At 48.6% G+C, this 20,210-nt stretch carries 12 protein-coding genes and 7 tRNA genes; 18 read left to right on the top strand and 1 reads right to left on the bottom strand.

Annotation, left to right across the window (positions count from 1 at the left end):
* Positions 1-33: 33 nt before the first annotated feature.
* The 15 genes from D1831_RS01025 (at position 34) to rpoC (ending at position 15,991) form a co-directional block, all read left to right on the top strand.
* The gene (locus D1831_RS01025) at positions 34-663 is read left to right on the top strand and encodes a pyridoxamine 5'-phosphate oxidase family protein (protein ID WP_158610630.1); all 630 of its coding nucleotides are present in this window, start codon (positions 34-36) and stop codon (positions 661-663) included.
* Positions 664-915: 252 nt separating this feature from the next.
* On the top strand, positions 916-1,551 hold the full coding sequence (locus D1831_RS01030) for a deoxynucleoside kinase (RefSeq protein WP_125070811.1): 636 nt from the start codon (positions 916-918) through the stop codon (positions 1,549-1,551).
* Between the two features lie 287 nt (positions 1,552-1,838).
* Positions 1,839-3,116: a serine--tRNA ligase gene (gene serS / locus D1831_RS01035; RefSeq protein ID WP_125070813.1), complete on the top strand. Its 1,278-nt coding sequence runs from the start codon at positions 1,839-1,841 to the stop codon at positions 3,114-3,116.
* Between the two features lie 624 nt (positions 3,117-3,740).
* A tRNA-Leu gene (locus D1831_RS01040) sits at positions 3,741-3,822 on the top strand.
* Positions 3,823-3,825: 3 nt separating this feature from the next.
* Positions 3,826-3,898, top strand: a tRNA-Thr gene (locus tag D1831_RS01045).
* A 21-nt stretch (positions 3,899-3,919) separates the two neighbouring features.
* Positions 3,920-3,991, top strand: a tRNA-Gly gene (locus D1831_RS01050).
* A gap of 8 nt (positions 3,992-3,999) precedes the next feature.
* Positions 4,000-4,085: transfer RNA gene (locus D1831_RS01055), tRNA-Leu, on the top strand.
* 9 nt (positions 4,086-4,094) lie between these two features.
* Positions 4,095-4,168: transfer RNA gene (locus tag D1831_RS01060), tRNA-Arg, on the top strand.
* A gap of 7 nt (positions 4,169-4,175) precedes the next feature.
* Positions 4,176-4,249: transfer RNA gene (locus tag D1831_RS01065), tRNA-Pro, on the top strand.
* Positions 4,250-4,301: 52 nt separating this feature from the next.
* Positions 4,302-4,375, top strand: a tRNA-Pro gene (locus D1831_RS01070).
* A gap of 321 nt (positions 4,376-4,696) precedes the next feature.
* The gene (locus D1831_RS01075; RefSeq protein ID WP_125070816.1) at positions 4,697-5,164 is read left to right on the top strand and encodes a CtsR family transcriptional regulator; all 468 of its coding nucleotides are present in this window, start codon (positions 4,697-4,699) and stop codon (positions 5,162-5,164) included.
* Between the two features lie 18 nt (positions 5,165-5,182).
* Positions 5,183-7,687, top strand: a complete 2,505-nt coding sequence (locus tag D1831_RS01080; RefSeq protein ID WP_125070818.1) for an ATP-dependent Clp protease ATP-binding subunit — start codon at positions 5,183-5,185, stop codon at positions 7,685-7,687.
* Positions 7,688-7,871: 184 nt separating this feature from the next.
* Entirely contained in the window at positions 7,872-8,474 is a 603-nt protein-coding gene (locus D1831_RS01085; protein WP_125070820.1) for a TetR/AcrR family transcriptional regulator, read from the top strand.
* 243 nt (positions 8,475-8,717) lie between these two features.
* Positions 8,718-12,332 (top strand): DNA-directed RNA polymerase subunit beta, encoded by a 3,615-nt coding sequence (gene rpoB / locus D1831_RS01090; protein ID WP_179950276.1) that lies wholly within the window; start codon positions 8,718-8,720, stop codon positions 12,330-12,332.
* Positions 12,333-12,349: 17 nt separating this feature from the next.
* Complete coding sequence (gene rpoC, locus D1831_RS01095; RefSeq protein ID WP_125070824.1) at positions 12,350-15,991, top strand: DNA-directed RNA polymerase subunit beta'; 3,642 nt, start codon at positions 12,350-12,352, stop codon at positions 15,989-15,991.
* A gap of 66 nt (positions 15,992-16,057) precedes the next feature.
* Here rpoC and D1831_RS01100 read toward each other — a convergent pair whose 3' ends face one another.
* Positions 16,058-16,735, bottom strand: a complete 678-nt coding sequence (locus tag D1831_RS01100) for a prepilin peptidase (protein WP_225422744.1) — start codon at positions 16,733-16,735, stop codon at positions 16,058-16,060.
* A 318-nt stretch (positions 16,736-17,053) separates the two neighbouring features.
* Here D1831_RS01100 and rpsL point away from each other — a divergent pair, with 318 nt between their 5' ends.
* The 3 genes from rpsL to fusA all read left to right on the top strand — a co-directional run bounded on the left by rpsL (position 17,054) and on the right by fusA (position 20,201).
* Complete coding sequence (gene rpsL / locus D1831_RS01105) at positions 17,054-17,467, top strand: 30S ribosomal protein S12 (RefSeq protein WP_125070826.1); 414 nt, start codon at positions 17,054-17,056, stop codon at positions 17,465-17,467.
* A gap of 16 nt (positions 17,468-17,483) precedes the next feature.
* Positions 17,484-17,954, top strand: a complete 471-nt coding sequence (gene rpsG / locus D1831_RS01110) for a 30S ribosomal protein S7 (RefSeq protein ID WP_125070828.1) — start codon at positions 17,484-17,486, stop codon at positions 17,952-17,954.
* Between the two features lie 147 nt (positions 17,955-18,101).
* Entirely contained in the window at positions 18,102-20,201 is a 2,100-nt protein-coding gene (fusA, locus tag D1831_RS01115) for an elongation factor G (RefSeq protein ID WP_125070830.1), read from the top strand.
* Positions 20,202-20,210 lie beyond the last annotated feature (9 nt).

Consider the following 20,210-nt stretch of genomic DNA (forward strand, 5'->3'; position numbering starts at 1 on the left):
ATAGACTGAGTAAACATTAATGGAGGGATTATGATGAGAAAAGAAGTTTATTCAGATCACCCCACGATTAGCTGGGTCTTAGATCATTGTAAAATTTTGCGGCTAGGTTTGACGGACGAACGGGGGACGTACGTGGTTCCGGTCAACTACGGCTACGAAGACGTTAACGGCACGTACGTCCTTTACGTTCACGGAACCAGTGACGGGCAAAAGGGGCACGCGCTCAACCAAGAATCGCTGATTAGTTTTGAAACCGACGGCGGTCACGAACACTTGACTTACACGCCGCCCAAGGAAGGTGCGTTCGGTCCGGCGTTTCGAAGCGTCATGGGCCACGGCCAGGTCAGTATCGTTACGGATGCCGATGAGAAAAGCCACGCCCTGCGTACCATGTTACACCACTACGTTTTAGATATTCCGGTGGCGATTCACCCTGAAAAAGTCGCTAAAGTCCCCGTGTGGAAGATTACCGTGGTTGACGTAACGGCCCGCGTTCACCATCCCACGGCGGAGTGGCAGGCGGCGTTGGGCATCAACGCACCAATCGCCACTGGCTTGCACTACGATGCCCAGGGGGCGGTTCAACGGGATGATCGTGAGCAGGCGGCTAGTGAAGTTGACGACGTCTCCGGTGCGTCACAGCGGACGCCTAATCAGGATTAAAGGCGATTTTAACGGTTCGGTAGTTTGCCCCGAGTTTAAACACCACTAAGGAAGCAGCTTCATCTGGAAGCCGTTTTAGTGCCGGTTAGCGGGTTAATTGATTGTCTTAAATGAAGTAAACCGGGGATCAAACGCTTGGAATTAAGATTACCTTGCCCCAGATATTGCATTTTGACATGTAGGTGCGTACAATATGTAGTGTTGCTTTAAAGAGAAAATGAAATTATCCGTATACTAAAGGAGAGACGCCCCATGCTTGTAATGTCAGGAACAATCGGTGCCGGCAAGACGAGTTTAACGCAGTTGGTTGCCCAACACTTTGGCTCCAAAGCGTTTTACGAATCCGTAGATGATAACCCCATTTTGCCGCTATTTTATAAGGACCCTAAAAAGTACGCTTTCTTACTACAAATCTACTTTTTAAATAAACGGTTGGACAGTATTAAATCCGCTTTTGCGAACGATTTGGACGTGTTGGACCGTTCGATCTTTGAAGATTCACTGTTGTTCCATTTAAACGGGGATCTCGGTCGCGCGACCAATACCGAAGTCGATATTTACGATTCCCTGTTGAACAACATGATGCAGGAGTTGCCAGAAGCCGAACACCAGAAGAGTCCGGACTTACTGATCCACATTAACATTTCGTTTGACACGATGTTAAAACGGATCCAGAAGCGGGGCCGGTCGTACGAACAGATCGACCAAGATCCGGATTTGTATAAGTACTACCAGACGTTAAACGAACGGTATACTGACTGGTACGCGAACTACGACCACAGTCCGAAGATGCAGATCGACGGGGACCAGTTAGACTTCGTAGCCGATCCAGAGGCACGCAAAGAGGTTATCCGGTTGATCGATGAAAAGGTTGCGAGCTTAAGCTAGTTGCCTTTTAGCAGTCGATGCCTTATAGTAGATGGTGAATATTAAACACGGCGCGTTTTAAGTAGGCCTTCAGAGAACCGGTGGGTGGTGTAAACCGGTGGCCGAAACTCCGGCGCGACAAAGTGGGCAGGTAATACTGCACGGCAAGGGCCGTTATCCGTTTTAAGGGTGGGATTTTTTAAAAATCCTGAACTTGGGTGGTACCGCGAATCGCAGTCTCTTCGTCCCAATTGGGAGGAGAGACTGTTTTTATTTACTAAAATAGCCGAAAGGGACGTGTTGATGAGATGTTAGATCTTAAAATGATTCGTCAAAAACCAGATTTTGTTAAGGAACAGTTGGGGCACCGTAACGTGGACCCCGCCGATATTGATGCCTTATTGGCCGAAGACGCTGCTCGCCGGGACTTGATCGCTAAGAGTGAACAATTAAAGTCCACCCGTAACCAAGTTTCGGGCGAAATTTCTGCCAAGAAGCGGAATAAGGAAGATGCCAGCGGTGAAATTGCCGAAATGCAAAAAGTCAGCGCGGAAATCAAGGAACTGGACGAACAGCGGCGTGCCGCTGAAGCCAAGGTTCACGACATGGCCGCCCACTTGCCAAATATTCCGCACCCGGACGTCCCAATCAGCGCGACCGAAGATGGTTCGGTAGAATTACGTCGGATCGGAACGCCGCGGAAATTTGATTTTGAACCGAAGGCCCACTGGACGCTGGGTGAAGACCTCGGTATCTTGGACTTTGAACGGGGTGCCAAAGTTTCTGGTAGTCGCTTCCTCTACTACGTTGGTGACGGGGCTAAGCTGGAACGGGCCGTCTACAACTTCTTCTTGGATCAACACGAAGCGGAAGGCTATACCGAAGTCTTACCACCATACATGGTAACGGACGAATCGATGTACGGGACCGGCCAATTTCCTAAATTTAAGAACGACGCTTTCCGGATCACGACCCAGGATCTTAGTTTGATCCCAACGGCGGAAGTGCCACTGGTCAACTACTACCGCGACGAAGTGATCCCGGCCGAAAAATTGCCGGTGTACTTTACCGCCTTATCACCAGCTTTCCGGGAAGAAGCCGGAAGTGCCGGTCGTGATACCAAGGGTTTGATTCGCTTACACCAATTCAATAAGGTTGAGATGGTGAAGTTCACTAAGCCGGAAGATTCATGGGATGAATTGGAAAAGCTGACCAATAACGCCGAATCACTATTGAAGAAACTGGGCTTGCCGTACCACGTCATTACTTTAACCACGAGTGACATGAGCTTCACCGCGGCGATGACCCACGACTTGGAAGTTTGGTTCCCAGAACAAAACAAGTACCGTGAAATTTCAAGTTGTTCAAACTGTACTGATTTCCAAGCCCGTCGCGCGCACATCCAGTACCGTGACGACAATGGCAAGTTACAGTTCGTGCACACGCTGAACGGGAGTGGTTTAGCCGTTGGTCGGACGGTGGCAGCCATCATGGAAAACTACCAAAACGAAGACGGCACCATCACGATTCCGGACGTCTTGGTCCCATACATGCACGGCAAAACTAAAATTGAAAAGCAGGGCTAATAACTAGTCCGCGAAACCAGAGTGTGCCAAAAGTCGGTTAGCTGGTGAGCATTAACGGCGTATGGCAAATAATCCTGGGCTTGGATTGTTTGCCATACGGGGTTAAGCGGAAACAGCTGACTTTTAGCGCACGTTTCGACAATAATTGTTTGGAGAGGAAAACGAGACTGTGACTTTTGTCACGGTCTCGTTTTTTTGTATAATTAGGAAATATATGTTGGGGGATAAATAATTATAAATTAGCGAAAACGGGCGGTAACTACCGCAATTCAGCTTAAGTAATGAAGCAAACGGACCAGTTAGCGTCCTGGGACCCGTGGAGGAAATAGTTGAGAAAACACCGGTGTTAAGCAGTTTGACGTCTGAGAGGGAAACGTTAAAATGAAAAAAATCCCAATATTTCAACTTTTTTTGAAAATAAGCTTTGCTATTTTAGTGGAGCGTGCTATAATATTTCTTGTCGGAAAATATACGACTTAAGCACTTCAGAAAGTATATTTATCCAAAAAGATTTATAAAAACTTGTTGACAATCATTTGGTTGAATGATAAAGTTAAATAGTTGTCAAAGGCAAGCGAGTAAGGCTGTTAGATACGACAACATGGCATGGTTAATAATAATCATGCGGGTGTGGCGGAACTGGCAGACGCGCTAGATTTAGGTTCTAGTGTCTTACGACGTGGGGGTTCGAGTCCCTTCACCCGCACATGCCGACTTAGCTCAGTTGGCAGAGCATCTCACTAGTAATGAGGAGGTCGGAGGTTCGAATCCTCTAGTCGGCATTTACAACTTAATATTATTATGCGGAAGTAGTTCAGTGGTAGAACATCACCTTGCCATGGTGGGGGTCGCGAGTTCGAATCTCGTCTTCCGCTTTTAATTTGCCGGGGTGGCGGAATTGGCAGACGCACAGGACTTAAAATCCTGCGGTTAGTGATAACCGTACCGGTTCGATCCCGGTCCTCGGCATATTAATTTGCACCCATAGCGCAATTGGATAGAGTGTCTGACTACGAATCAGAAGGTTGTAGGTTCGACTCCTACTGGGTGCATTTGTATCGGGAAATAGCTCAGCTTGGTAGAGCACCTGGTTTGGGACCAGGGGGTCGCAGGTTCGAATCCTGTTTTCCCGATCGTATCTTAACAGTCTTAGTGTTAAACTAGGGCTTTTTGTTTAAACTTTAACGGGAAGTAGCTCAGCTTGGTAGAGCACTACGTTCGGGACGTAGGGGTCGCAGGTTCAAATCCTGTTTTCCCGATTACGGCTAAACCACTTAGTCCGGTCAATTCGTTGACCGGATTTTTTTGTGCCGAAAATTCAAGCTGGGTGCTCAGACCGGCGTTAGTTCGATAGGTTGCCGGTATCAGGATTCTTCACTATAAAGCAGTCGGATTAAAATGCGGCCTTTCCACGGGAATTACCGGTCCAATCAATTGAAAGCTTGCAGGGAGCGTGCTATGCTGGAACAACCGTGGAGACCGCGTCAGCGTGCGTGCTAGGTGAAATTCTTTGCTTTTTTCGATTATCCTCGTATAATAATAGTCAATATTAGTCAAAGATAACGAAAAGGGTGAAGCACATGCAAAGTCAAAATATCTCCGATATTATTGAGAAGTATTTAAAAAGTATTTTGGCGGACGCAGAGCACGTTGAAATTCGGCGCTCCGAAATTGCCGACCTTTTTAACGTGGTACCTTCCCAGATTAACTACGTCATTAAGACCCGCTTTACCATTCAAAATGGTTACTTAGTTGAAAGTAAACGGGGCGGTGGCGGCTACATTCGAATTGAAAAGGTTAATTTGATGGATGATGCCGATGTTTTGGACACCCTCATTCAAGTGATTGGTGATTCAATAACACAGCGGGATGCCTATGCGGTCGTGCAAAGCTTGTATGAAGATAACGTTTTAAATCGCAGGGAAGCCCAGTTGATTTTAGTGGCCACCGATCGCAATACCTTAGGGGTTGACGATCACGACTTGGAAAATAGTCTGCGGGCCCGGATTATTATTGGGATTTTAAATCATCTGCGTTACGAAAGCTAAAGAAAGCGAGGAATCGCAATGGATAACCTATTTACCCCCAGTGCCAAAAGTGTCCTAGTTTTAGCCCAAGAACAGGCGAAGTATTTTAAACATCAGGCCGTTGGCACGGAACATTTACTATTAGCTTTAGCCATTGAAAAAAATGGCATTGCCAATAAAGTTTTACAGCAATACGCCGTGAGTGAAGACGATATTCGTGAAGAAATCGAGCGCTTTACGGGTTATGGGACTTTGAGCAACGTTGGCAAGGATACCTACTTGCCGTATTCACCGAAAGCTAAAGAAATTTTGTCCGTTGCTGGCGACGAAGCAAAACGCTTAGGCGCTAATAAAATTGGGACGGAACACTTGCTGTTAGCAATGTTATCCGACGAAAGTATCCTGTCCTCGCGGATCTTAATGAACTTAAACTTAGATTTAGGCCAAACCCGGAAGGTGGTTCTGCGTAAACTCGGTGTCAGTGACGCCATGGGCAAACGTAAAACCAACGGCCCGGTTCGCGGTGGCAAAAAGGCCGAAGGGACCCCGACGTTGGATTCCTTAGCGCGGGACCTGACCCAGTTAGCTAGTGAAAAGGAAATGGACCCGGTCGTTGGCCGTTCCAAGGAAGTAAAGCGGGTCATTCAGATCTTATCACGGCGCACGAAGAATAACCCCGTTTTGATTGGGGAACCCGGGGTCGGTAAAACGGCCATCGCGGAAGGTTTAGCGCAAAAGATCGTGGCCGGGGACGTCCCGAGCGACATGGCTGATAAACGCCTAATGATGCTCGACATGGGCTCCCTGGTGGCCGGGACCAAGTACCGTGGTGAATTTGAAGACCGCTTAAAGAAAGTGATCGACGAAATTTATAACGATGGTCACGTGATCCTGTTCATCGACGAACTGCATACCCTGATTGGGGCCGGTGGCGCGGAAGGTGCCATTGACGCTTCCAACATTTTGAAGCCGGCGCTAGCCCGGGGCGAACTCCAAACCATCGGGGCCACGACCTTAAACGAGTACCAAAAGTACATTGAATCGGACGCGGCCTTAGAACGGCGCTTTGCGACCGTCATGGTCAACGAACCCAGCCAAGACGAAGCGGTTGAGATCTTACGCGGCTTACGGCCCCGTTACGAAGATCACCACCACGTTAACATTACGGACGAGGCGGTTGAACAAGCCGTTAAGCTGTCCAGTCGTTACATCAGTGACCGCTTCTTACCGGATAAGGCCATTGATTTAATGGATGAAGCCGCGGCGAAGGTTCGTATCGACCAAATGGGTAAGCCGAATAAGCTCACCAAGAATCAGGATAAGTTGGCTAAATTGCGCGCGGATAAGGAAGCGGCCATTGAAGCCCAGGACTTCGAAAAGGCGGCCGATATCCGCAAGCAGGAAATGCAACTGAAAAACCGGGTCGATAAGATCGAAGCCAACCAGGAAGAAGAAGCCGCCAAGGGTGACGGTCCCCGTTACACGTTAAACGTTAACGGTGAAGACATTGCCCAGGTCGTGGCCGAATGGACCGGTGTTCCGCTGACCCAGTTGCAAAAATCCGAAAGCGAACGTTTAGTGAACTTGGAGAAGATTTTGCACGAACGGGTCATCGGCCAACCGGAAGCCGTTTCCGCGGTTGCCCGAGCGATTCGCCGGGCACGCAGCGGCTTAAAGGATCCGAGTCGTCCAATTGGTTCCTTCATGTTCCTCGGACCGACCGGGGTTGGGAAGACCGAACTGGCCAAGGCGTTAGCCGCCGCCATGTTTGGGTCGGAAGACAACATGATCCGGATCGATATGTCGGAATACATGGAACGTTACTCGACCAGTCGTTTGATTGGTTCGGCTCCCGGCTACGTGGGTTACGACGAAGGCGGGCAGTTGACCGAAAAGGTTCGCCAGAAACCATACTCGGTCGTGCTGTTTGACGAAGTTGAAAAGGCCCACCCGGACGTCTTTAACATTCTGTTACAAGTACTGGATGACGGTTACTTGACCGACTCGAAGGGCCGCAAAGTCGATTTCCGCAACACCATCCTGATCATGACTTCGAACCTCGGGGCCACGACCTTACGGGATGAAAAGTCGGTCGGGTTTGGTGCCGAAGACCGGGCTAACGATTACAACGCGGTCGCGGCGACGATTCGCCAAGCCTTGAAGCAAACGTTCCGGCCAGAGTTCTTGAACCGAATCGATGAGACCATCGTCTTCCACTCCTTAAATAAGGAACAGTTGCACGAAATCGTTAAGTTGATGTCCAAGGAAATTATCGACCGGGTGGCCCAACAAGATATTCGCCTGAAGATCACCCCGGCAGCCGTTGACGTGGTTGCTAAGGCTGGTTTTGATCCGGAATACGGGGCACGGCCAATTCGCCGGGCACTCCAAACCGAGATTGAAGACCGCTTGAGTGAAGAGTTACTGACCGGCGCGATCAAGGCGCACGACGTCGTGACGATTGGTGCCACCAAGGGTGTTATTAAAATTAACGTTAAAGAACAACCGAAAACGGACGGCCGTTCGACCGTTTCCGCGAAATAGGCAAACAGTTTAAACTGTGACTATTAATGATAAAACCGGTACTATTCCTAATTTTGGGGAATGGTACCGGTTTTGTGCTTCAACCGAACCGTTGTTGCCGTTTTTTCGGCAGACTTACTTTGTATCCCCAAGCTGATTGGTGTAGATTATAATAGTAGATAAAAAGGGGAAGGAAGATGATGAAATGGTGACGCGCGCAGAACAGTTGGCTAAGACCCACCAGGCAATTTTAGAAACGTCACGAGAGCTGTTTTTAAAAAACGGCTACGCCGCAACGAGTACCCGCGACATTGCCAACGCGATTGGCATTACCCAGCCGGCTTTATATCATCATTTCAAAGATAAAGAAGTGATTTTTTTGGCGGTGATCAACACCGTCGGGGCGGAAATCAAAACGGGGATCGAAGCAATTTTAACGAGTGACCAACCGCCACTGGAACAGCTAACGGACGTTTCAATGTTATTGACCCATAAGCACCCGGCCGACGTCTTTACACTGATCCATACTAGTTTTAAGGCGTTGTCACCGGAACATATCCGGGAATTAGCGGGGATGTTTACGACCGACTACGCTCAGCCGATTCAGGCGGTCTTTGAACAGCCGGCCATGCACTTGCAGGCCAACGTCACGCCCGCGATGGCGGCCAACTTCTATTTGACTAGTCTGAGTCCGCTATTTAACAGTTTTCACCAGATTGGGGACCCGAACGCGGACGAACGGACCCGGGTCCAAACGCTATTAAAGATGATTTTGTACGGGGTGGCCCAGGCTCCAACTAACAACTAAAAAAACGGGGTTGCAACTTGACAACCGCTGGTCCAAGCGGTATATTATAACTTGTCTGTAACCGTGAACTCGAACAACGGCGCAATCTATTGTCTGCGCGGTTCGTTAATAATAATCCAAAAATAGTTAACTTAAATGACTATTTTTGGTTTTTTTATGCTCAAAATTCGGTTAATAACGCATTTGTAACATAAATGTAATATTTGATTGAACGGCGAGCGGGTTCCGGAATAATAAGAAGGGGTGAACAACTTGGCCGGACATTTAGTAAAATACGGTAAACACCGTACCCGTAGAAGTTATGCGCGTATCAAGGAAGTTCTTGATTTGCCTAACTTGATCGAAATCCAAACCGATTCTTACCAATGGTTCTTGGACGAAGGTCTCCGGGAAATGTTTGAAGATATTATGCCAATCGACGATTTCGCAGGGAAACTTTCACTTGAATTTGTCGACTATCAACTATTAGAACCAAAGTACACCGTCGAAGAAGCTCGTGAACATGATGCCAACTACTCGGCACCATTGCATGTGACCTTGCGTTTGACTAACCACGAAACTGGTGAAATCAAATCGCAAGACGTATTCTTCGGTGATTTTCCATTAATGACTGAACAAGGGACGTTCATCATTAACGGTGCCGAACGGGTCATTGTTTCACAATTGGTTCGTTCACCCGGCGTTTACTTCAATGAAGAATTAGATAAAAACGGCCGTCCAAGCTACGGTACCACCGTTATTCCTAACCGTGGGGCTTGGCTGGAATTAGAAACCGACGCCAAGAACATCGCCTACGTTCGGATCGATCGGACGCGGAAGATTCCGTTAACGGAATTAGTCCGGGCCTTAGGTTTCGGTTCCGACGACGATATCATCGATATGTTGGGTGAAACTGACAGTTTGATGAACACGTTGGAAAAGGACGTTCATAAAAACACCGACGATTCCCGGGTCGAAGAATCCTTAAAGGATATCTACGAACGGCTACGTCCTGGTGAACCCAAAACTGCCGACAGTTCCCGGAGTTTGTTAACGGCTCGGTTCTTTGATCCGAAACGTTACGACTTCGCACCGGTTGGTCGTTACAAGGTCAACAAGAAGTTAAGTATGAAGACCCGTTTAACTGGTCAAACCTTAGCGGAAACCTTAGCTGATCCCGACACTGGTGAAGTGATCGCGCAAAAGGGCGACGTCATTGACAAGAACGTGATGGCCAAGTTAGCACCATACTTGGAACGTGACGATTTCAAGACGATCACCTACACGCCTTCCGACGAATCAGTCGTCACTAACCCGATGGTCTTACAAGTGGTTAAAGTTTACTCCCAAAACGACCCTGAAAAGGTGCTGAACGTGATTGGGAACGGCAACATTGATTTGAAGTTCAAGCACATTTTGCCAGCGGATATCATTGCTTCCATTAACTACTTCTTTAACTTGCAAGAAGGCCTCGGCACGACCGATGACATTGATCACTTGGGTAACCGGCGGATTCGTTCCGTGGGTGAATTATTGCAAAACCAATTCCGGATCGGGTTATCCCGGATGGAACGGGTCGTTCGTGAACGGATGTCGATCCAAGACGCCGCAACCGTAACGCCGCAACAATTGATCAACATTCGTCCCGTGGTTGCTTCAATCAAAGAATTCTTCGGGTCATCACAACTGTCACAATTCATGGACCAAACCAACCCGTTAGGTGAATTAACGCATAAGCGGCGTTTATCAGCCTTAGGACCTGGTGGTTTGACCCGTGACCGTGCCGGTTATGAAGTTCGAGACGTGCACTATACCCACTACGGTCGGATGTGCCCAATCGAAACGCCTGAAGGCCCGAACATCGGTTTGATCAACAGTTTGGCTTCTTACGCCAAGGTCAACCGTTACGGGTTCATCGAAACACCGTATCGCCGGGTTGACTGGACGACGCATAAGGTTACCGATAAGATCGACTACTTAGCAGCCGACGAAGAAGACCAATTTGTGATCGCGCAAGCCAACTCGCCATTGAACGATGACGGTTCGTTCGTTGAAGACACCGTTTTAGCCCGGGAAAAGGAAGAAAACTTGGAAACGTCAATCGAAAATGTCGATTACATGGACGTTTCACCTAAACAAGTGGTTGCCGTCGCAACGGCATGTATTCCTTTCTTGGAAAACGATGACTCTAACCGGGCCCTCATGGGTGCCAACATGCAACGGCAAGCCGTTCCGCTGGTTGATCCGCACGCTCCGTTAATCGGGACTGGGATTGAATACAAAGCGGCCCACGACTCCGGGATCGCCTTGATCTGTCGTCATGAAGGGACCGTTGAATACGTTGACGCGCGTGAAGTTCGCGTTCGCCGCGACGATGGTTCGCTTGACACTTACAAATTAATGAAATTCCGCCGGTCAAACGGTGGTAAGAACTATAACCAACGGCCAATCGTTAAAGTCGGCGACCACGTCGATAATGACGAAGTCTTAGCCGACGGGCCAGCCATGGAAGGCGGGGAATTAGCCTTAGGTCAAAACCCATTAGTAGCCTTCATGACTTGGAACGGTTATAACTTCGAAGATGCCATCATCATTAACGAACGGTTAGTTCGCGAAGATGTTTACACTTCGATTCACATTGAAGAATACGAATCAGAAGCGCGTGATACGAAGTTAGGACCTGAAGAAATGACCCGCGAAATCCCTAACGTTGGGGAAGACGCTTTGAAGAACTTGGACGAAGACGGGATCATCCGGATCGGTGCCGAAGTTAAAGACGGTGACATCTTAGTTGGTAAGGTAACGCCTAAAGGGGTTACGGAATTATCAGCCGAAGAACGGTTACTACACGCCATCTTTGGTGAAAAGGCCCGTGAAGTCCGGGATACCTCACTGCGGGTTCCTCACGGTGGCGGCGGGATCATCCAGGACGTTAAGATCTTTACCCGTGAAAACGGGGACGAACTTTCACCTGGTGTTAACATGATGGTCCGCGTTTACATCGCGCAAAAGCGGAAGATTCAAGTTGGTGACAAGATGGCCGGTCGTCATGGTAACAAGGGGACCGTTTCCATCGTGGTACCGCAAGAAGATATGCCGTACATGCCAGACGGGACGCCAATCGATATCATGTTGAGTCCCATGGGTGTGCCTTCACGGATGAACATCGGACAAGTTTTGGAATTGCACTTGGGGATGGCCGCACGTAAGCTCGGTATCCACATGGCCACACCAGTCTTTGATGGGGCGCGTGATTCTGATATTTGGAAGGCCGTTCGTGAAGCCGGTGTCGACGAAGACGGTAAGTCAATCGTCTACGATGGTCGGACCGGGGAACCTTTCGACAAGCGGATTGCCGTTGGGGTCATGCACTACATGAAACTTAGCCACATGGTCGATGATAAGATCCACGCCCGTTCAATTGGACCGTACTCCTTAGTTACGCAACAACCCCTTGGTGGGAAAGCGCAATTTGGTGGCCAACGGTTTGGTGAAATGGAAGTTTGGGCCCTTGAAGCGTACGGGGCAGCCTACACCCTTCAAGAAATCTTGACTTACAAGTCCGATGACGTGGTTGGTCGGGTTAAGACCTATGAAGCCATCGTTAAGGGTGAACCAATTCCTAAGCCGGGTGTGCCGGAATCCTTCCGCGTGCTGGTTAAAGAATTACAAGCACTGGGCCTTGATATGAAGGTGCTGGATGCTGACGATAAAGAAATTGAATTGCGGGACATGGACGATGACGACGATGAAGTGGTTAACGTGGATGCCTTAAGCAAATTCCAACAAGAACAACAACAAAAGGCCGCTGACAAGTCGGGTAAGACCGATACAACGACGACTGAAGCAACAACGAACGCGCACCAGGATAATCAATAAAAAGGGAGGTCGGTCCTTTGATCGATGTCAACAAGTTTGAAAGCATGCAGATCGGTCTGGCATCACCAGATAAGATCCGCAGCTGGTCATATGGCGAAGTCAAAAAGCCGGAAACCATTAACTACCGGACATTGAAACCCGAAAAAGACGGTCTGTTTGACGAACGGATTTTCGGTCCTACCAAGGATTGGGAATGTGCTTGTGGTAAATACAAACGGATCCGTTATAAGGGAATCGTCTGTGACCGGTGTGGGGTCGAAGTTACCCGTTCTAAAGTTCGTCGTGAACGGATGGGTCACATCGAACTCGCCGCGCCAGTAACGCACATCTGGTACTTTAAGGGTATCCCTAGCCGGATGGGCTTAGTGTTAGACATGAGCCCCCGTGCACTTGAAGAAATCATTTACTTCGCTTCATACGTCGTTATCGAACCTGGTAACACGCCGCTTGAAAAGAAGCAACTGCTTTCTGAACGTGAATACCGTGAAAAGAAGGCCCAGTACGGCAATGAATTTGACGCCGAAATGGGTGCTGAAGCCATCAAGCGCTTATTAAATGACGTGGACCTTGAAAAAGAAGCCCGCGACTTGAAAGAAGCCTTAAAGGACGCTTCGGGTCAAAAACGGACCCGGGCCGTTCGGCGTTTGGATATCGTTGAAGCCTTCATTACTTCTGGTAACGAACCGGCTTGGATGGTAATGGACGCGATTCCGGTCATCCCACCGGATCTTCGACCGATGGTTCAACTGGAAGGTGGCCGTTTTGCCACTTCCGACTTGAACGATCTGTACCGGCGGGTCATCAACCGTAACAACCGGTTGAAGCGTTTATTAGACTTAAACGCGCCCGGCATCATCGTACAAAACGAAAAACGGATGCTCCAAGAAGCCGTCGACGCCTTGATCGATAACGGTCGGCGGGGTCGTCCGGTGGCTGGTCCTGGTAACCGTCCGCTGAAGTCCCTCTCACACATGTTGAAGGGGAAGCAAGGTCGTTTCCGTCAAAACTTACTTGGTAAGCGGGTTGACTATTCTGGTCGTTCCGTTATCGACGTTGGTCCTTTCTTGAAGATGAACCAAATGGGTCTGCCGCGTCAAATGGCGTTGGAACTCTTCAAGCCGTTTATTATGAAGGAATTGGTCAAGCGCGAATTAGCTTCGAACATTAAGAACGCTAAGCGTAAGATCGAACGGGCTGACGACGACGTTTGGGGCGTCTTGGAAGACGTTATCAAGGAACACCCCGTTCTGTTGAACCGGGCCCCTACGCTTCACCGTTTAGGGATTCAAGCGTTCGAACCCGTATTGGTTAGTGGTAAAGCGATGCGGTTGCACCCGTTGGCTTGTGAAGCTTACAACGCCGATTTTGACGGGGACCAAATGGCCATTCACTTGCCGTTATCCGACGAAGCCCAAGCCGAAGCCCGGTTGTTAATGTTAGCTGCCCACCATATTTTGGCGCCTAAGGACGGGAAACCCGTTGTGACGCCGTCTCAAGATATGGTTATCGGTAACTACTACTTGACGACCGAAGAAGTTGGTCGTGAAGGCGAAGGCATGATCTTTAAGGACTTGAACGAAGCCCAAAAAGCTTACCAAGCTGGTTACGTGCACATGCACAGCCGGGTTGGGATCCAAGCCTCATCGATGCCCGAAAAGCCGTTTACCGACGAAGAAAAACAAGAAATCTTAGTAACGACCGTTGGTAAGGCGATCTTTAATGACATTTTGCCGAAGAAGTTCCCTTACTTGAACGAACCGACTAACGATAACTTGATCGACGGGACGCCGGACAAGTACTTCTTGAAGCCGGGTGAAGATATTCACCAATTCTTAGACGCGCAGGACTTGATCATGCCGTTTAAGAAGGGCTTCTTGGCCGACATCATCGCCGAAGTTTACAAACAGTACCACGTGACGGCAACGTCACTCTTGCTTGACCGGATGAAGGACTTAGGTTACAACATTTCAACTAAGTCTGGTTTGACGGTCGGGGTTGCCGATATTACCGACTTGAAAGAAAAGCCAGCCATTATCGACGCCGCCCACAAGCAAGTTAACACGATTTCAAAACAGTTCCGTCGTGGTTTAATTACCGATGACGAACGGTACGAACGGGTCATTGGTGTCTGGAACGACGCTAAGGACCAAATTCAACAAAAACTGGTTGAAAGTTTCAGTCCGGATAACCCAATCTTCATGATGAGTGATTCTGGTGCCCGTGGTAACATCTCAAACTTTACTCAATTAGCCGGGATGCGTGGTTTGATGGCCGCTCCTAACGGGAAGATCATGGAATTACCAATTCTTTCGAACTTCCGTGAAGGGCTGTCCGTCTTGGAAATGTTTATTTCGACCCACGGTGCCCGTAAAGGGATGACCGATACGGCCCTGAAGACTGCCAACTCAGGTTACTTGACTCGTCGTCTGGTTGACGTTGCGCAAGACGTGATCGTGCGTGAAAAGGATTGTGGGACTGACCGTGGTTTACGGATCAGTGCCATTATGGAAGGTAACGAAGTCATCGAACCATTGTACGACCGGATCTTAGGTCGTTACACGATGAAGACGGTCTTCAACCCTGAAACCCACGAAGAAATCGTTGGCAACAACGTGATGATCGACGAAGAGTTAGCCCAAAAGATCGTGGACGCCGGTGTGACTGAAGTAACCATTCGTTCAGCCTTTACTTGCAACACGAAACACGGGGTTTGTGAACACTGCTACGGCCGTAACATGGCCACTGGTGACGAAGTTGAAGTCGGCGAAGCCGTTGGTACGGTTGCCGCTCAATCAATCGGTGAACCCGGTACGCAACTGACCATGCGGACTTTCCATACTGGTGGGGTTGCCGGGGACGATATTACCCAAGGGTTGCCACGGGTTCAAGAAATTGTTGAATCACGTAATCCTAAAGGTCGTGCCGAAATCACCGAAGTTACTGGTACGGTGCAATCAATCGAAGAAAACCCAGCGGAACGGACTAAGGAAGTTACGGTTAAGGGTGAAACTGATACCCGGACTTACACCTTACCGTTGACGGCGCGGATGGCGGTTAGTGAAGGCGACTTTATTCACCGTGGCGCGGCCTTAAACGTTGGGTCAATCGATCCTAAGCAATTAATTCAAGTTCGGGACGTCTTATCAACTGAAAACTACTTGCTCCGTGAAGTCCAACGGGTTTACCGGATGCAAGGGGTTGAAATTGGCGATAAGCACGTTGAAATCATGATTCGTCAGATGTTACGTAAAGTTCGGGTCATGGATCCGGGCGATACCGACGTCTTACCTGGTACGTTAATGGATATTGCGGACTTCAAGGATGATAACTACAAGACCTTGATTTCCGGTGGTATTCCGGCGACGGCCCGTCCAGTTATCCTTGGGATCACCAAGGCCGCCCTTGAAACCAACAGTTTCTTATCAGCGGCTTCATTCCAAGAAACGACCCGGGTCTTAACCGATGCTGCTATCCGTGGTAAGAACGATCCACTGATCGGTCTTAAGGAAAATGTTATCATTGGTAAGATTATTCCTGCCGGGACTGGGATGCCAAACTATCGGCACATCAAGCCCAAGGAAGTTGGCAACGTGGCTGACGGGGTTTACTCGATCAGCGACCTTGAAAAACAAATGCAAGAACAAGACGCTAGCAAGTAATTGTTAGCCGTTAGTAAAAGGACGACCCCCGTGGGCCGTCCTTTTGCGTTACATAGCGCAACGCGGTTAGTTGCCGAACTGCGTGCAGAGCACGAAGCCCCAGGTCATGAACGGCACGAAGGGGAGTCGGCGCGCGGAGCGGCGGTCCAAACTAAACGTGACTAGTGCGGCAAAGGCAGCGAGGGTCAGACTTGTGATGACCGTTACCGGGGGCGCCAGGCAGCTGAGCATGAGTAAAACGTCCACGTCGCCCATGCCAAATTTGGCCGAGTAGCGGGCCAGCAAAAACAACCCGAGCAGTAACCCGCCTAAAATGACTAAGGGCATGTCGGGGAAGGGGAATCCCCCCATCAGTCCCAACAGGGCGGGAGGCAGCAGCGTGATTGGATACACCGTGAACTGGAGGGTGTCGGTCAGGCTGTTAAAAAACAGCACCGCGTACCCGCAGAGCAGGGCCAGATTGGGTTGCGGGAAACTGGTCAGGGCCAACGTTCCGCAAAGTAATTCGACGTAACTGGAACGCAAGTTGATCGGGTGGTGACAGTCCCAGCAGCGGCCCCGCTGAATCAACACGCCAATCAGCGGCAGGAGCTGCCACCAGCGCAACTGCCGCAAACAAGTCGGGCACACGGACCGCTGGCGATTAAGCAGCGGTCGCGCGGCACAGGTCCGTTCCGCCATACAAGTAATAAACGACCCCACGCAGGTGCCGCAAATAAATAGGTAACCGGATAATAAAAGCAACGTTGCTCCCTCCCTCGTCTAACCCTAACTCCGTAAAGCGGGGGGCGGCCCCGTTTTTTTAAGGCGGATAAGTTGGGAGCCGGGGACTGAAAACTACCGCTAAACTTACATTTCTGGTTGACAGTTGCGGTGATGCCGTGTTACCTTAGTAAAGGTGCTTTTTGCAGACAGATTCCTGTATCAGGAATACAGACATGCTGACTGGTCGGCTTATCGCACAATCGCCATCGTTTGGGTGTCGTTTTTTTACTTAAAAAAGAACCACCTGGATGTGTGGACTTAAAATCAGACAATTTTGGAAGGAGGACACTTTAGAATATGCCTACAATTAACCAATTAATTCGTAAAGGTCGTAAAACTAAAGTATCAAAATCAAATTCCCCAGCTTTAAACTTTGGGTATAACAGTTACAAGAAGGTTGCAACTAAGAACCCAGCACCGCAAAAACGTGGGGTTGCCACTCGTGTCGGTACCATGACTCCTAAGAAGCCTAACTCGGCTTTACGGAAATACGCACGTGTACGTTTATCAAACTTAATCGAAGTTACTGCTTACATTCCTGGTATTGGTCATAACCTCCAAGAACATAGTGTTGTTTTAATTCGTGGTGGTCGTGTTAAGGATTTACCTGGGGTTCGTTACCACGTTATCCGTGGTGCTTTGGATACTGCCGGTGTTGAAGACCGTCGCCAAAGCCGTTCCAAGTACGGTACCAAGAAACCTAAGAAATAATAAGGAGGTAAGTTAAATGCCAAGAAAAGGTGCACCAGCAAAGCGCGAAGTTTTGCCAGATCCAATGTATAATTCTAAGTTAGTTACGCGTTTAATTAACCACTTAATGTTAGATGGTAAACGCGGTACCGCATCAACGATCCTTTACGATGCGTTTGATCAAATTAAGGAACAAACTGGTAACGATCCTTTGGAAGTCTTCGAAGAAGCCATGAAGAACGTTATGCCAGTACTTGAAGTTAAGGCCCGCCGTGTTGGTGGTTCTAACTACCAAGTTCCAATCGAAGTTCGCCCAGACCGTAAAACGACCTTAGGCCTTCGTTGGATTACCCAATATGCTCGTTCACGTGGCGAACATACAATGTCCGACCGGTTAGCTCGTGAAATCATGGATGCTGCTAACAACACCGGTGCTTCCGTTAAGAAACGTGAAGATACTCACCGGATGGCAGAAGCCAACCGTGCCTTCGCACATTATCGTTGGTAATATTTCTGTGATTTGGTTAAAGCTCGCCTTTAACTAAAACGCAACAACAAGGTGGCTATTATATGTGAGCATATAGTAGTCACTTTTTTCAAGAAATGTTATATAATTGTTTATTCCATTTATTTTGAGAGGAGAAACACATTACTAATGGCTAATACAAGAGAATTTTCACTCGATAAGACTCGTAACATTGGTATTATGGCCCATATCGATGCCGGTAAGACTACTACTACCGAACGTATCTTGTACTATACTGGTAAGATCCACAAAATTGGTGAAACCCATGATGGTGCTTCACAAATGGACTGGATGGCCCAAGAACAAGAACGTGGGATTACCATTACCTCTGCTGCGACTACCGCACAGTGGAAAAACCACCGTATCAACATTATCGATACCCCAGGACACGTGGACTTCACCGTTGAAGTTGAACGTTCCCTCCGGGTTTTAGATGGTGCCATCGCCGTATTGGATGCCCAATCTGGTGTTGAACCCCAAACTGAAACGGTTTGGCGTCAAGCTTCAACGTATAACGTTCCCCGGATCGTTTTCGTTAACAAGATGGACAAAATTGGTGCGGACTTCAAGTACTCTGTAAGCACGATCCACGATCGTTTACAAGCTAACGCCCACGCCATCCAATTACCAATTGGTGCCGAAGACAATTTCGAAGGGGTCATTGACTTAATCGAAATGAAGGCTGACCTTTATGATGAAGATCAACTTGGTACTGAATGGGATACGGTTGACGTTCCTGACGAATACAAAGAAGAAGCCCAAGCTGCCCGTGACGACTTGATCGAAGCCTTAGCCGACATCGATGACGGTATCATGGAAAAGTACCTTGGCGGTGAAGAAATTTCTAAAGACGAAATTAAAGCTGCTATCCGTAAAGGGACTTTGGCACTTGAATTCTTCCCTGTTCTGGCTGGTTCAGCCTTCAAGAACAAGGGTGTTCAAATGTTAATGGACGCCGTTGTGGACTACTTACCATCACCTCTTGATGTTAAGCCTTACAAGGCCACTGATCCTGAAACCGACCAAGAAGTTGACTTGATTGCCGGTGATGACAAGCCATTTGCCGCCTTAGCATTTAAGGTTGCTACCGACCCATTCGTTGGTCGTTTGACTTTCATCCGGGTTTACCAAGGAACTTTGGAATCTGGTTCATACGTCTTGAACGCCACTAAGGACAAGCGTGAACGGGTTGGTCGTTTGCTTCAAATGCACTCGAACCAACGTAAAGAAATCCCAGAAGTATTCTCTGGTGATATCGCCGCTGCCATTGGTTTGAAGAACACCACGACTGGTGACTCATTGACTTCGATTGACCATCCATACCACTTGGAATCAATGGAATTCCCTGACCCAGTTATCCAGGTTGCCGTTGAACCTAAGACTAAGGCTGACCAAGACAAGATGAACGTTGCCTTACAAAAGCTTTCTGAAGAAGACCCAACTTTCAAGGCTGAAACTAACCCTGAAACTGGTGAAACTTTGATCGCTGGGATGGGTGAACTTCACTTGGACATCATCGTTGACCGGATGCGTCGTGAATTCAACGTTGAAGCAACCGTTGGTGCCCCTCAAGTTTCCTACCGTGAAACCTTCACGAAACCAACTAAGGTTCAAGGGAAATTCGTTCACCAATCTGGTGGTAAAGGTCAATACGGGGATGTTTGGGTTGAATTTACACCTAACGAAGAAGGTAAAGGCTTCGAATTCGAAGACGCCATCGTCGGTGGGGTTGTTCCTCGCGAATACATTCCTTCAGTTGAACAAGGTTTGAAGGAATCCATGGCTAACGGTGTGTTAGCTGGTTATCCGTTAGTTGACGTTAAGGCTAAGCTCTATGATGGGTCTTACCATGATGTCGATTCTAGTGAAGCAGCCTTCAAGATTGCCGCTTCATTGGCCTTACGGAACGCCGCTAAGAGTGCCGGTCCGGTTATCCTCGAACCAATCATGAAGGTTGATATCGTTGCCCCAGAAGATTACTTAGGTGATGTTATGGGTCACGTTACCGCCCGTCGTGGTAACATCGAAGGTATGGAAGAACGTGGGAATGCCCAAGAAGTGCACGCTTACGTTCCGTTAGCTGAAATGTTTGGTTACGCAACCACGTTACGTTCAGCTACGCAAGGTCGTGGGACTTTCACCATGACCTTTGACCATTACGAAAAGGTACCAAAGTCTGTTCAAGAAGAAATCATCAAGAAGAACGGTGGCACTCCCGCTGCCAACTAAGCTTGGTTA

The organism is Lactiplantibacillus garii (assembly GCF_003885105.1).
Lineage (GTDB): Bacteria > Bacillota > Bacilli > Lactobacillales > Lactobacillaceae > Lactiplantibacillus > Lactiplantibacillus garii.